Raw genomic sequence first — 14,156 nt, 5'->3', positions numbered from 1 at the left:
CAATATGCTGCGTCCCTACAGGCGATCGGGGGGGCAGGGGCAGGCAGGCCGCTGGGGGCTGAGGTGACGCAAAGTCCTGAGGTAGTCTTCGAGTTCGCCAAACTCGGCGGGGTTGAGGCTGTAGTAGATCCAGCGGCCATCTTGCCGGGCGGAGATTAGCCCGGCTTCGCGCAGGGTTTTGAGGTGGAAGGAGAGTTTTGACTGGGCAATCGCCATGCGATCGCACAGATCGCACACGCACATTTCCTGCGATCGCAGCAGCTCAATCACCTCCAGCCGCAGCGGGTCGGACAGGGCCTTAAATTTGGCGATGGTGGTGGCCGATGAGGCGGTTTGCAGGGCGGTTGACATTGGCCTGAGCTTTACAAGGATTGGCTTCTAGCCTAGCCTAGCAGAGCTGACTAGACCTGTTATGGAATGGGCGCACGGCGCTGTAGACGTCAATGGCAATCAGGCGCACCAGTTCTTGGTTGCGCATGGGCAACGTAAGTTCATAAGTCATGGGAATTCACCTTCGGTAAAGAAAACGGGAAACTCGCCTAGCATCCCGTGAGGGTGCTAAACCGAAAGCTAGAACTACAATAGGTCTAGTCATTGCGGCTTAGCTAGCTTAAGTCGGAATGACCAGGGGATTTGAGGAGCACCACCCCCTCTCTTCCCCGCCTAGAACCATTCTCCGCAAGGTGCAATGCATTAGATGTGTCCTGGAAGTTCACCGTATTAATCGATAATTATTAAATCAGGAAAATATCGAGGCTTGTGCAAGCGGGCTTGATGCCAATTATTTGAATCCTGTAATTTAGCTATTGATAAGCCATCATACTAAGAACGGTTAAGTACATTAGATTGCCAACAAATACTATCAAAGAAGATTATGGCTATCCCTGAAAGATTTTTGGAATTAGTCAAGCGCTTTAAAGACAATGAAAAAATCTATACATCAACCAGCTATAAAGAGGCTCAGCTAAGACAAGAATTTTTGAATCCTTTTTTTGAATCGTTAGGATGGGATCTAGATAATAGACAGAGTTTACCAGAACTGTACAAAGAAGTCATCGTTGAAGATTCGATTAGCGTTGCAGGGTCAAAACATAAGAAAGCGCCTGACTACTGCTTTAAAATTGGAGGAATTCGCAAGTTTTTTGTAGAAGCTAAAAAACCATCGGTTAATCTTGAAGCAAGCAAGGATGCAGCTTATCAAGTGAGGCGCTATGGCTGGCCAGCAAAACTACCTATAAGCATTTTAACTGACTTCCAAGAATTAGCAGTTTATGACTGTCGTGTAATGCCTGACAAAAAGGATAAGGCATCTAAGGCAAGGCTTAAATATTTTAATTTTGAAAGATATGTTGATAGCTGGAATGAAATTTATGATTTGTTTTCTAAAGAAGCAGTTTTAGCAGGATCCCTTGATCAATTCATAGAAGAAAACGGCAATAGAGGGGCTGCTACAGTCGACACAGCCTTTCTGAAAGAGATTGAGGGATGGCGAGAACAATTGGCGACTGATTTATCAATACGAAATCCTGATTTGAACCAAAGACAGCTAAACTTTGCTGTGCAGATGACAATCAATCGCATAGTTTTCTTGCGAATTGCTGAAGATCGAAATATAGAACCTTATGAACAGTTAAAGAATACAACTCTCACGACAGGTGTTTATGAGAATCTTTGTATTCTATTCCGAAGCGCAGATTATCGTTATAACTCTGGCCTGTTTCACTTTAAATCTGAGAAGGACAGAGATGAGCACGATGAGCTTACACTTAGTCTAGAGATTGGGGATGAGCCATTACAGCGGATCATTCAAAATTTATATTATCCTGATAGCCCTTACGAATTTTCAGTTATTCCAATAGAAATCTTGGGTCAGGTTTATGAGCAGTTTTTAGGCAAAGTTATTCGACTTACCGATAAACATGAAGCAATTATTGAAGACAAGCCAGAAGTCAGAAAGGCAGGAGGTGTTTATTATACTCCTCCTTTTATTGTTGACTATATTATCGCAAATACAATTGGAAAGTTTTTAGAAGATAAAACGACTCGTCAAGCTAAGCTTAGCTTGAGGATAATTGATCCGTCATGTGGCTCCGGGTCATTCTTGATTGCAGCATATCAATATCTTTTGAATTGGTATCTACAGAAATACAGAGAAGATCCAGCCAAGGATGGACACAAAAGCAAAACCTATCTTGGAGAGAAAGGTGAATATTTTTTGACGCCTGAGGAGAAAAAAGATATTTTAACTAAAAATATCTATGGCATAGATATTGATCTTCAGGCTGTCGAAACAACCAAACTATCCTTATGCCTAAAGCTGCTAGAAGATGAGTCAAATGAAACCTTGTTTAAGCAATTAGACTTTCTCCATGATAGGGCGCTTCCTGATCTTGGAGAAAATATTAGATGTGGAAATTCTCTTATAGATGAAGATTATTATGACTCTGTACAAATGCATCTTCTTAACGACGAAGAGATATATAGAGTTAATGCTTTTAATTGGGAAGATAACTTTAGCAAGGTTTTCAAGAAGAGAGGGGGATTCAACATCGTTATAGGAAATCCCCCTTATGGAAGTTTTTTAAGTGAGTCTGAAGCCAAGTATATCAATAAGGCATACCTGTACCAAAACTATCAACTTGACTCTTACCTTGCTTTTTTAGAAAGATCACTCCAAAAGATGAAGCCAAATGGCTTCTGGGGCATGATCATCCCTAACACGTGGCTGTTGAATTTACTTTCGGAAAGAATTAGAATTTATCTTTTTGAGGAGAAGAAAATACTATTTGTCCGCCACTATCTTTTTTCAGTTTTCAAGAAGGTGACAGTCAATACAGAAGTAGTGATACTTGAGAACAAAAGATCAACTGCTGATCACCTTATTTCTATTTCTATAGTAGACAAAAAGAAAGAGATCTCATATGAAATCCCACAAATCAACTGGATCGAGAGAAAAGGTAAACCCGTTAATGTTTTTGAGCATCCTAAATTCTCCTGTATAGTCAAAAAAATGAGATCGGGGACTATTCTTGACAAAAATTTTTTGGTAACTCAGGGAGCGAAGCCCTTTCAGATCGGGAAAGGAAAGCCTAAGCAGACTAGGGAAGTTGTCAACAATAAACCTTTCGTCTCGGATACGCAAGAAGATTCTACATTTAGGCCATTACTTCGGGGTAGCCTAATCCAAAAATATAAAATTTTATGGAATAAGAATTATTGGATAAGTTTTGGGAACTGGTTAGCAGAGCCAAGATATTCTGCAAAATATGATGCCCTAGAAAAAATAGTTATTCGCCAAACAGGAGATTCTTTAGTTGCTACGCTTGATACATCACAATTCATTGTCAGAGATAATTCATATACTATCGTTCCTAGAGATGAAAATCTCAGCCTTAGGTTTTTGCTAGGAGTTATCAATTCCAAGTTACTGAATTGGTTTTATCAAAAAATCGTTAATTCTGAAGAAGGAGAAGCGTTAGCCCAAGTAAAAAGAGAGCATATAGCATCTTTGCCCTTAAAAATACCTAGGTTCGACATTCTTGAAGAAAAAGCTATCTACGACAATATTATCGATTTAGTGGATCAGATGTTGCTGCTTTGCAAGGGAGCTGAAACAGCAAAAACTCCATCAGAAAAGGGTGTAAAATCGCAGAGAATAAAAGTAGCGGACAAACAAATTGATCGTTTAGTCTATGGGTTGTACGGCTTAACCGACGAAGAGATTGCAATTGTAGAAGAATCTCTATAGATTGGTTTCTTCTTCAACAAAGGACGCAAGAGAGACGCTAACGGTATTCCTATGTGGAGCGCAGAAACAATGGAAGTCACCTGAGGTCAAATCCTATAGCAGAAAAGCTAACATTCCGATGCGACAAGATCGACGACATTCTCTACATCGGCAAATGTCAACCCTGCCCAGAGCAAGAATCAGAAGAAATTGGCGATGAAATAAGTCGTTCGCCTAAACCCTGACTCTGGCGAAATTGAAAACTTTGAGATTTTGTTCTTCTCTAAACGGTTACTCAGCACAGATCTGCTATAGCTACCTGTAATCGCCAATTTAAATCTAGCAGCATATTAGCAGGTGCTCCACTACAGTAAGCGGTGCGTCCGGGTAGTGGCAGCGAGCCAATTTGGCTTAACAGCAACGACGCACCTTACAGCTTTTTAAGCTACTGCCGACGTATCGCTAAAAACAGTCACAACCGACCTAACGACTGTAAATTCTTCAGATCTAACCCAAAATCTTCAACGTCATACACGTAGAAAGGTATATTTCGCTGTTTCAAGAGTTGGCGAAAGTCATTGAGAGGCAGTTCTGCAAGCTGGCTGGCATAGCTCAGGGTCAAACGCCCTGTTTGAAACAAATGCACAGCAATTTCTTGACGAAACTCGGCTGGAGTAAGTTGAGACGCTCGTAAGATTTCGTCTGAAATTAAAACGCTCATAGCTTTATCCCTGCAAGCTCATACTTCAGCATAACTCACAAAAATTAGGCAGACAGGGCTACAACACTAAGTCTGAGCACCAGGATATCGATAAAACCAAGAATGTCGGGTGATATGATGAGACCCGTTTTCTCACTTTCGGATCGCTTCATTTTGACCAAGGCTTTTTCTTTTAGCTGCGACGCTCGCTGTAGCCACACCCAGGCGCGGGCAGGCACCTTCACCACCCCCCACGGCCCCGTGCACACCCCTCGGTTTATGCCCGTGGGCACCCTGGCCAACGTCAAAACTGTCACCCCCGCCCAACTCGCCACTACCGGGGCGCAGATGGTGCTCTCCAACACCTATCACCTGCACCTGCAACCGGGGGAAGACATTGTGGCCGAGGCGGGGGGGCTGCACCGCTTCATGGGCTGGGATGGTCCGATGCTGACCGACTCGGGCGGCTTTCAGGTGTTTAGCCTCAGCCAGATGCGCACGATTACTGAGGACGGGGTGACGTTTAAATCGCCCAAGGATGGTCGCATCATCAATATCCGTCCCGAAACCTCAATTCAGATCCAGAACGATCTGGGGGCCGATGTGATCATGGCCTTCGACGAATGCCCCCCCTACCCGTGCAGCCGCGAGACGATCAAAGCCTCCACCGATCGCACCTGGCGCTGGCTCCAGCGCTGCGTTGAGGCCCACCAACGACCGGATCAAGCGCTATTTGGCATTGTGCAGGGGGGCGTTTACCCCGACCTGCGTACCGAGGCCGCGCAGCAGCTAGCGACGTTGGATCTGCCGGGCTATGCGATCGGCGGCGTCAGCGTGGGCGAACCGCCAGAGCTGATCGAAACCATCGTCAAAGCCACCGCCCCCTGCCTGCCCGAGCACAAGCCTCGCTATCTAATGGGGGTAGGCACCTATCGGGAGATGACTCAGGCGATCGCCGCCGGGGTAGACCTGTTCGACTGCGTCATCCCCACCCGGCTGGCCCGCCACGGCGCGGCACTGGTGGCTGGGGAACGTTGGAACCTGAAAAACCAGCGCTTTCGCCGCGACTACACCCCCATCGACGCCGCCTGCCCCTGCTACACCTGCCAAAATTTCACCCGCGCCTACCTCTGCCACCTGATCCACGCCAAGGAGATGCTGGCCTTTACGCTGATCTCGATCCACAACATCACCGAGCTGGTGCGTTTTACCCAGCGGATCCGGGAGGCGATTTTGGGCGATCGCTTCACCACAGAATTTGCCCACTGGTTAGCGCCAAACGCGATCGCTGCCGACCTGGACGCCCCCCCGTCGTGATAAAATGCGAAGAAAATTTACCAATTCTCAGATTTCGGCCAGGGCGCTCAGGGTAAGGCTCGGCTTAGGTCTGAGGCTGGTTCCGGCTGTGTAATGAGAGGATAATCATTCAATGGAAGTCGCAATGCTGCTGGCCAAACTGCCCGAGGCCTACTCCCTGTTCGACCCCCTGGTAGACGTGCTGCCCATCATTCCTGTGTTTTTCCTGCTGCTGGCCTTTGTGTGGCAGGCTTCCGTCGGTTTCAAATAACCCTTTTACATTTTTAATATAGAGTTCAGCCCCGGCGTTACTAACGCTGGGGCTTTGTTTGAGGGGCTCTAGCAAGCCGCCATAGACGCGCACGCCCCAGCCCCTAGATTGAGCCCACCGGGTTGGCTGAGAGCCCAACACCCAGCGACTTTTCCCCCGGCAAGTTGAGGTTGCGACATAGCAAAGCTGTTACCGCTAGGCATTGATATACTGAGCCAGCGCTAATCTGCTCTATGGCACCCACCGGCGATGATCGAAAATTTTGGCTCAGGCAACAGTTTTAGGCTGTCGATCAAGTCCCTAGAGGCTGAGGCAGACCCGAGGGTTACCCATGCTGGGGTGCAGGCTCTCTGTAGCCGCATTACCCAGTTGAGCAGTCTTGAGCAGACCAAGTTTGCGTTTCTTCCCAATCCGCAGTACAGCATTTTGGCCGAGGCCACGGCCCACCATAGCGGGGGCGAACCCAGCCTATATGCTGGCCTTCAGTGCGAGATTCCGTTGAATAAACTCAGAGTTGTTTTGCGGTGTGTGGGTAACTGGCTAGAGCGCACCGCCCACAAAACCCTTTTTGTCTTAGAAATTCCGCCCAGCCACACTATTACTATTCAGACCAACCAGGCTCGGGCGCTGGCTCAATTGCTCATCCTCGGCGAGGCTCTCCTGCCACCCCACGAGTTCTATCGCACCCAGGCCGAGGCCTATATAGGCACCTTTGGGGAGCTAACTCCGGCGGCTAAGGCCAACTTAAGCCTGGTGCAGCAGCGGGTGGGGCTATCAACCGAAGAGGCCAACGAACTCAACGCCACCGCCATGGGGCCATTTAGAACCCTGGCCGAGAAATATCAGCACTTTCGCCGAGAACTGCTGGTGTGCAAGCAGGTCAGCGATCTCGATGAGGCTTTTTGGAAGGTGATGCGGGCCAAAGCGGTCACCATGGGTTTGCCCATGGCCGATGCTCAGTTTCTCAAAGACGAGCGCCTGAAGACTCTCCGCCAGGAGGCTGAGCAGACGCAGCGGCAGGCCGAAGCCAAGGCCGCCGACGAGGCTCAGCGGCAGCGCGATCAGCAGGAGCGATCGCTGGGCTACCGCCACCAGTTTGAAGCCATGGTCATCGATGCGCTGAAACCCCAGAGCGTTGCCCCAGAAGGTGTTGCTCCAGAAAGTGTTGCCCCAGAGCGCATTGGAATCGCTGAAAACCGCCCCGATGCGGCGCTGTTTCGCCAGGGCATCATGGCTCAAATGGCTGGTTCTGATTTTAACCGGGGTCGCCTGACCCAGGCGCGGGAGTCTTATCATCTCAACCCGCAAGAGGCCGAAGCTCTGGAGAAACCCGTTTTAGATGAGCTGTATTTATTATCTGACTTACTATAGGTTGCAAGGAATGAGCCACTGGCTGGAGCCTAGCCTTGGTGCGTCTGTGAGGTGTTGACTTGGCGCAAAACATCGCCTGTTTGATCAAGTTTGTCGAACCCCAGCTCAAGCACGATGAGCTAGACACCGAGGTTCGCTACTTAATTGATGACCTGCGCGATCTCGATGGCATGGGCCAGGTTCGCTTTGACCCCATTTTAGAAACTAGAGAAGCGGCCCAGGTCAAAGTAGGCACCAGGTTTGTCGCCCCTTCAGATCTGTTGGTCTCTATCTTGAGGCGTCTGCGCGATCGCCTCTACTACAAGCCCCTCGAAACCTGGTTTCTCTTCCAGATTTCAGACCTCAACCTGCAAATTCAAACCGATCGCGCCGACGACCTCATCGATCTGATGGCCACCGCCCAAAGCGGGCTGCTGTTCTCCCCAGAGCGCGACTATCTCGCCGAAGCCGAAACCTACAGCCGCACCCAGGGTGAACTCTCGTCCACCGAACTCGACAATCTCAACCTGCTGCGCCAGCGCCTCGGCCTTTCGGCAGAACAGGCAGAACGGCTCAATGCCAGAGTCGTCGGCCCCTATAAAACCCAGGCCGAAAAACACCGCTATTTTGACGAGACCGCTGCCGCCGAATTTGACCGTCTGCGCCAGATGGATGCAGACCAGCCCTTTGCTGCCAAAGACCCCTGGCCAGTACTGCAAGAACTGGCTGAAAACTTGGCCCTGCCGGTTCCTGAGGCTGAGGCCATCTACCAAAAGCACTGGCAGCGCTACAGCGACGAGGTCAAACTCAAAGCCGAGCAGCAGGCCACCAAAACCGCTGCAGCGGCCCGCCTGGCCACTGAGACTAAAGCCGAGGGCGATCGCCAACATCAGGTGCAGCAGGCCCGAGAACACCTAGAGCAGTACCTAGCGCTCTGTCGCCAGACCATGGCCAGCAGCCTGTACCCTTCCGCGTTTGACCAGGGACGCCTCGACCAGGCCCGCCGACTGCGGGGGCTATCTATTGAGGAGGCGATCGCCCTGGAGACAACCGTGCGCAATGAGCTATACGGCGGCATTGAGTCTGCCGCTGGGGTTGACTACAGCCGCCTGCGCGACCTGCTGCTGCAACAGGCCTGGCAAGAGGCCGACATGGAAACAGAAGCCGTTATTCTCAAGGCTCTCAACTGCGACATGCAGCCCGTCACCGCCGCCACCGTGCAGCGGCTACCCGCCGTCGATCTAGCCACCATCGATGCCCTCTGGAGCCGCCACAGCAACAAGCGCTTTGGATTCAAGGCCCAGCAGCAGGTGCACCGAGCCCAGCAGCACATTCAGCAGGACGATCGCCAGCAGTGGTTGGCCTTTCAGCAGGCGTTGGGCTGGCGCGAGCCGCCGTCGCTGTTCTACCAAGGCTACCGGCCCTACCATGACCTCAACTTCAGCCTTGAAGCGCCCCTGGGCCACCTGCCGACCTGGCGCTGGTGCTGCCTAAGTTTGAGCGATCGCTACCGCCTGAGCCTCGACGTCATGGCCGCCGTCATCCACCACCTGAGCCTATGCATGCCCCTAGACCCAGCGCCAACTCCAGCCGTTGACCCAGCCGCCCCCACGGTGCTCACCGGAGGGCAAACCCGTGCTGTCTAACTCCCTTCATAACCATTTAGACGAAAGCCTCGCCGAACTCAGCCTGCTGCTTAATGAAGAAGACTGGGAGACGGCGGATCGGCTGACGGCAGACCTGCTGCTCGACGCGGCGGTGCAGAACTACAGCGGTGAACCTGTACTGTTGCCCGAGCCAGAGCCGCGCCGTCGACCTCACCAGCCTCACCTAACAACCGATGCTCTAGCGGGTCTGCCTTGCCAACTGCTGCACGCTATCGACGATCGCTGGCAGAGAGCTAGCGGCGGGCATTTTGGCTTTTCGGCCCAGCTTCAGATCTATGCCGCTACCCTAGAAACCATCGACTTTGACCCGGCCCTACGCAACTGGTCTACCCCCCATCCCTTTTTTGAAGAGGTGGGGTGGCTGATGCTGTTTCCCTTGCGGCCTATCGGGTTTTTGCGGTTTTATAGCTGGCTAGACTTTGACCTTGAGGCCCCCCGGGGGCACCTCCCCGCCTTGTGGTACTGGCGGGTACCACGCATTGCCTCGCTGCAAATGGGTGGCCTGTTGACCGGCCAGGGAGGAGCCTTTGGCGATCTGGCCCGCCTCGACGCCATGATGCTACGGCTGTCGCGCTGCCACCAACTCGGCGGCTAGAGAGACTTCTAGAAAAGCAGCTCCCCCCTTTATCTGGCGACCGTAGCCACCGTAGGGTGGGCACTGCCCACCATTCCACCATGGGGGAGCAAGAAAGTTGTCCTGAAGCCGCCTAACCGTGGACAGACTCAAGGAATGTCGCTAGTCCAAGACGGTAGGTTCGTGGGGCTGCACCTGAATGGTGACCTCGGCCAGGTAGGGCAATTGCTGGTGAAGGTGAGTCCTGAGGTGGGATGCGATCGCCTCCCCCGCCGCCACCGACAGCCCCGGCTCTACCGCCAAACTCACCTCGCCATACAGCCGATGGCCCAGCCACCGCGCCTTCACCTGAGTCACCGTAGCGGCGGCATCCTCAACCCCGTGCGCGATTTCATGGCGCAAGCGATCGCCCATCTCAGGCTCCACCCCATCGAGCAGCCGGGTAAACACCGTCTGGGTCGATTGCCACACCACCCGCAGCAGCACCAGGGTAATCACCAAGCCCATCACCGGGTCGGCCCAGGGGTAGCCTAGCCCCACTCCTAGAGCGCTCACCAATACCGCTAGGCTCACCATGCCATCGGCTCGGGCGTGCAGCCCGTCGGCCACCAGGGCGGCACTGTTGATCGATCGCCCCACCCGCAGCCGAAACAAGGCCACGACTTCATTGCCAATGAAACCAATCACCGCTGCCGCCGCCAGTGCCCCTAAATGATCCAGCGGTTGGGGATGCTGTAGCCGCTCAATCGACTCGTAGGCAGTAATCAGGGCGCTCAAGAAAATCACCGCTACGATCGCCACCCCCGCCAGATCTTCCGCCCGGCCATAGCCATAGGCAAATCGGGGCGAGGGTTTAGCGCGAGCTAGCAAAAACGCCACCCCCAAGGGCACCGAGGTCATGGCATCGCCCACGTTGTGAATCAGGTCAGCCATCAGGGCGACGCTGCCGGAGAGGGCAAAGACAACCGCCTGGGCGATCGCCGTAATCACCAGCCCCACAAACGACCACTTCACCGCCCAGAGCCCCCGCTCTGAAGCCACAATCTCAGGATCTACAGCGCCGTGGGTGTGCCCGTGAGCATGACCATGATGGCGATCGTGATCATGGTGATGATCGTGTTCAACAGCGGCAACCAGGGCGATTTCCCCAGGAATCGCTTCGCGAAGCGCGCCCTCGACCGCGTCAGAATTGGGAACTTGAGAAGCCGGGTTAGGCATAGTGAGCAACAGCGCTACTGAAGCGTTATGGTACCTGCTTAAAACCGAGTCTTGCCACCGCAAGGCCGCAGACTTAAGCCTAGTCCGTCGGCAAAAATCCTGCTTTAAACGACACAGTCGGGAAGGTATGGCTTACCCCCCCGACCGTTAGCTAGTCCTGAACTAGAGAACTGCGGCCATTAACCGCGATCGGACTTCTTCACCAAGTGCGCCTCTAGGAACCACAGACGCATGTCAATGGTGCGAGAGATCTCAGTGTAGAGGTCAGCGGTGTCAGCATCGCCCAGCTCATCGGTGGTGTCGATGGCGGCGCGCACGTGCTTCCCATAGGCGGCAAAGCGCTCAGCCAGAGCCTCGACGTGCTCAGCGCCTTCCACAGCATCGATCGGGTATTCGGGCAAAATCGACTCGCTGGCGGCAATGCGGGCCGTGCCCATGGCGGTGCCCCCCAGGGCAGTAACCCGCTCGGCCACCATATCGACATAGCCTTCTAGCTCACCGGCCAGCTCGTCAAACAGCTCGTGTAGCTGGTAAAAGTCCATGCCCTTGACATTCCAGTGGGCCTGCTTGGTCTGGGTCTTGAGGTCGAGGGTGGCGGCCAAAGTCTGGTTAAGCACGTCACAAACCTGCGATCGCACCTCAGCCGACATATCGATCCGGGTGGGATAAAACCCACGCTTAGTCTTTGTTTTTTCAACGGTTGCAACCATGGGGCCTCTCTTTGTTTCTGTCAATCGAACGAATAACCAACAAACTGGTGCTTTTGCCGTCGGACCTAATCTTGAAATCGTACCACTAAGGCCTCGGCTCTTCTAAATCATACTCGTTATGACTTCGACTTGCAACCCTTTGGGTCGGTCGGGTAAGTTGGAGAAACGTTAGCCGGGTCGTAGACCGCTGGGTGCTGGGTTAGAGCACACTGGGCTACAGTAGCCATGGGAACACAGCCTAACTCTATCGCTGCGGCGGCAAAGCAGCCTATACCCCAAGGCAGAGTCGGCGGTTTATCCGCAAGAGTTTGGAAAAGCATCCCCAAGGCTACTGGCCAAACTCTAACCGCACCTGTTCGACCAAATCTGCCGTCACGGCTTCGGCCTCAGTCTCGCGGGCCACATCTTCAATCCGCTTGCGGGCCTGGGCACGCACGAAAAACGGAATATTTTTGAGCTTGGCCTGGGCATCAGCCGTCCAGGGAAGACCGTTAACCATTAGCGAAGTCTGCTCCCAATAGCAACGAATGCCCTAATCCTATAGGTTGCTTTGGGTTCAATGTAAGGTTTTTGCCAAGGTGTAACGTTCCGTCAGGAATTATCCGCAGAAACGGCGTAGATTACGGTGTCGGTTAGCAATTTCCTCCTTCAGCCCAACCCCCGTAGACTCGGGCCGCCCCAAAAGCACCGCCCAGCCCCCGGAACTCCAACCACTGTTCTAAAGTCCTGGCGGTTTGGGAATACTGAAGCCAGGTTGGCAAATGGCCTATCGGCACAAGTTTAGTACACGTTACTAGAGCACGTCATGGTAGCAACACCCCACTACAGCAAGAACGAAGCCTCCGCCCGGCCTGAGCGAGAGTTTAATCTCTCCAAACTGGGAGATGAGGATGAGGGGGCATCCCGGTCTCTCAAAGGTTTCTCCGCTGCCGACGCCGACGAGGGCGACTTCGAAGCCGATGCCGTAGAGGTGCTAAAAGGGCGTCACACCACTGACCTAGTGCGCCTCTACCTGCAAGAAATTGGCCGAGTGCGCCTGCTAGAGCGCCACGAAGAGGTTTCTGAAGCCCAGTGCGTCCAGGGCTACATGCAGCTTTTAATCGATCTAAACCAGGCCGCTGAGAAAACCGGCGGCATTTTGGCCACCTACAGCAAGCTGTTGCAAACCCGCGATCGCCTCTCCTCCCAACTGGGCTATCGCCCCTCCCTGGAGCGCTGGGCCGCCGAGGCTGACGTGCCCATTGCTGAACTCAAGCCCACCCTGGCTGAAGGTAAGCGTGCCTGGGCTGCCCTCACTACCCTCACCGTGCCCGAGCTGGAGAAGGCCATCTCCGAAGGCATTCGCGCCAAAGAGCACATGATTAAGGCCAACCTGCGCCTGGTGGTGTCGGTGGCCAAAAAGTACCAAAACCGGGGCTTGGAGCTGCTCGACCTCATCCAAGAAGGCACCCTGGGCCTAGAGCGGGCGGTGGAAAAGTTTGACCCTACCAAGGGCTACCGCTTCAGCACCTACGCCTACTGGTGGATTCGCCAGGGAATTACGCGGGCGATCGCCACCCAGAGCCGCACCATTCGCCTGCCCGTCCACATCACCGAAAAGCTCAACAAAATCAAAAAGGCCCAGCGCAAGCTCTCCCAAGAGAAAGGCCGCACCCCCTCGGTTGAAGACATCGCCCGCGAGCTCGACATGACCGCCGCCCAGGTGCGCGAAGTGCTGCTGCGCGTACCCCGCGCCGTCTCGCTCGAAACCAAAGTGGGCAAAGACCGCGACACCGAGCTGGGCGACCTGCTCGAAACCGACTGCATGTCGCCCGAAGACATGCTGATTCGCGAGTCGCTGCGCCGTGATTTGCAACAGCTGATGGCCGACCTCACCACCCGTGAGCAAGATGTGATTAACATGCGCTTTGGTTTGGGCGACGGCACCCCCTACTCGCTGGCCGAGATTGGCCGTGCCCTGGAGCTTTCCCGCGAGCGAGTGCGCCAGATCGAGTCTAAGGCGCTGCAAAAGCTGCGCCAGCCCAAGCGCCGCAACCGCGTCCGCGACTACCTCGAAGCTCTGAACTAGAGACCCTCGTCGCTAAGGGGACGGGTGCCTATGGGGCAAGCTCAAAACTTGAGCTATTGCCCAGGCACCCGTCCCCTTTTTTGAAGGGATTTTTCTTAAGCACAACCGCTGGCCTAACTTGCCCGTCTCACGCTGTCTATCAGTTTGAGGTTAGCCCTCAGCCACTCATTGACCAAGGCTTGCACTTCTACGCCATTTTCCTCAGCCAGGCGGCTGATTGTGGCATTGATATCAGGCTCTAGGTAGATAGGGAACTGAAGCTCGGCCTCGGGGTGATAAAACTTTCCCCTCTCGCCCTTAGAAAAGTCGTACTCTGCTTTCATCCCTCAGCCTCCTGATATTGCAAGATCTCTGCTCTAGTTGCCTTGCGAGCTGAAATAATCCGAATTTGGCACAGGCTAGGGTTAACCTGCTCGAAGGTGTGAATGACGACCTGAATAACACCTCGACTATCTATTCCAAGGGTAATCCAACGGGCGCATCCCAGTTATGCGATGAGCAATAATGCTTAGGCTTGCCTAGGGCTATGAGCGCTAAGCTTTGAGTAGTTCAGCCTAGGACCCTCATTTCCATGG

13 protein-coding genes are annotated in these 14,156 nt (G+C 53.1%); 7 read left to right on the top strand and 6 right to left on the bottom strand.

The features are described from left to right. Positions 1-15: 15 nt before the first annotated feature. Positions 16-351, bottom strand: a complete 336-nt coding sequence (locus H6G07_RS13275; protein WP_073608644.1) for an ArsR/SmtB family transcription factor — start codon at positions 349-351, stop codon at positions 16-18. Positions 352-874: 523 nt separating this feature from the next. Between H6G07_RS13275 and H6G07_RS13270 the strand changes: the two genes are divergently transcribed. Next, positions 875-3,748, top strand: coding sequence for an Eco57I restriction-modification methylase domain-containing protein (locus H6G07_RS13270; protein ID WP_073608643.1), 2,874 nt, complete (start codon positions 875-877; stop codon positions 3,746-3,748). Positions 3,749-4,199: 451 nt separating this feature from the next. On the opposite strand, the gene H6G07_RS13265 is transcribed toward H6G07_RS13270, so the two are convergent. Beyond that, on the bottom strand, positions 4,200-4,448 hold the full coding sequence (locus H6G07_RS13265; protein ID WP_073608642.1) for a UPF0175 family protein: 249 nt from the start codon (positions 4,446-4,448) through the stop codon (positions 4,200-4,202). Between the two features lie 153 nt (positions 4,449-4,601). Between H6G07_RS13265 and tgt the strand changes: the two genes are divergently transcribed. The 5 genes from tgt (at position 4,602) to H6G07_RS13240 (ending at position 9,606) form a co-directional block, all read left to right on the top strand. Next, positions 4,602-5,744: a tRNA guanosine(34) transglycosylase Tgt gene (gene tgt, locus H6G07_RS13260; RefSeq protein WP_139297042.1), complete on the top strand. Its 1,143-nt coding sequence runs from the start codon at positions 4,602-4,604 to the stop codon at positions 5,742-5,744. A 112-nt stretch (positions 5,745-5,856) separates the two neighbouring features. Next, entirely contained in the window at positions 5,857-5,994 is a 138-nt protein-coding gene (locus H6G07_RS13255; protein ID WP_017299971.1) for a photosystem II reaction center protein K, read from the top strand. A gap of 249 nt (positions 5,995-6,243) precedes the next feature. Further along, on the top strand, positions 6,244-7,365 hold the full coding sequence (locus H6G07_RS13250; RefSeq protein WP_073608641.1) for a hypothetical protein: 1,122 nt from the start codon (positions 6,244-6,246) through the stop codon (positions 7,363-7,365). Positions 7,366-7,424: 59 nt separating this feature from the next. Beyond that, positions 7,425-8,990, top strand: a complete 1,566-nt coding sequence (locus H6G07_RS13245) for a GUN4 domain-containing protein (protein ID WP_073608640.1) — start codon at positions 7,425-7,427, stop codon at positions 8,988-8,990. Beyond that, positions 8,980-9,606 (top strand): GUN4 domain-containing protein, encoded by a 627-nt coding sequence (locus H6G07_RS13240; protein ID WP_073608639.1) that lies wholly within the window; start codon positions 8,980-8,982, stop codon positions 9,604-9,606. Before H6G07_RS13245 ends, H6G07_RS13240 begins: the two co-directional genes overlap by 11 nt. Before the next feature lie 141 nt (positions 9,607-9,747). Here the strand turns inward: H6G07_RS13240 and H6G07_RS13235 are convergent, their stop codons facing one another. The 3 genes from H6G07_RS13235 to H6G07_RS13225 form a co-directional block, all read right to left on the bottom strand. Next, on the bottom strand, positions 9,748-10,803 hold the full coding sequence (locus tag H6G07_RS13235) for a cation diffusion facilitator family transporter (protein ID WP_084173166.1): 1,056 nt from the start codon (positions 10,801-10,803) through the stop codon (positions 9,748-9,750). Between the two features lie 179 nt (positions 10,804-10,982). After that, a complete protein-coding gene (dps, locus tag H6G07_RS13230) occupies positions 10,983-11,513 on the bottom strand; it encodes a DNA starvation/stationary phase protection protein Dps (protein ID WP_073608638.1) in 531 nt (176 codons plus the stop codon). Between the two features lie 328 nt (positions 11,514-11,841). Continuing rightward, positions 11,842-12,012, bottom strand: coding sequence for a PCP reductase family protein (locus tag H6G07_RS13225; RefSeq protein WP_073608637.1), 171 nt, complete (start codon positions 12,010-12,012; stop codon positions 11,842-11,844). Positions 12,013-12,318: 306 nt separating this feature from the next. On the opposite strand from H6G07_RS13225, the gene sigC reads away from it, so the two are divergent. Further along, positions 12,319-13,581, top strand: a complete 1,263-nt coding sequence (gene sigC, locus H6G07_RS13220) for an RNA polymerase sigma factor SigC (protein WP_073608636.1) — start codon at positions 12,319-12,321, stop codon at positions 13,579-13,581. Between the two features lie 113 nt (positions 13,582-13,694). Here sigC and H6G07_RS13215 read toward each other — a convergent pair whose 3' ends face one another. Then, a complete protein-coding gene (locus H6G07_RS13215; protein ID WP_073608635.1) occupies positions 13,695-13,904 on the bottom strand; it encodes a hypothetical protein in 210 nt (69 codons plus the stop codon). Between the last annotated feature and the right edge of the window lie 252 nt (positions 13,905-14,156).

It is taken from the genome of Phormidium tenue FACHB-1052, from assembly GCF_014696675.1.
Taxonomy (GTDB): Bacteria; Cyanobacteriota; Cyanobacteriia; order Phormidesmidales; family Phormidesmidaceae; genus Nodosilinea; species Nodosilinea tenuis_A.
Note: the sequence above shows the minus strand (reverse complement) of the source record. Positions and strands in the feature narration are given on the sequence as shown.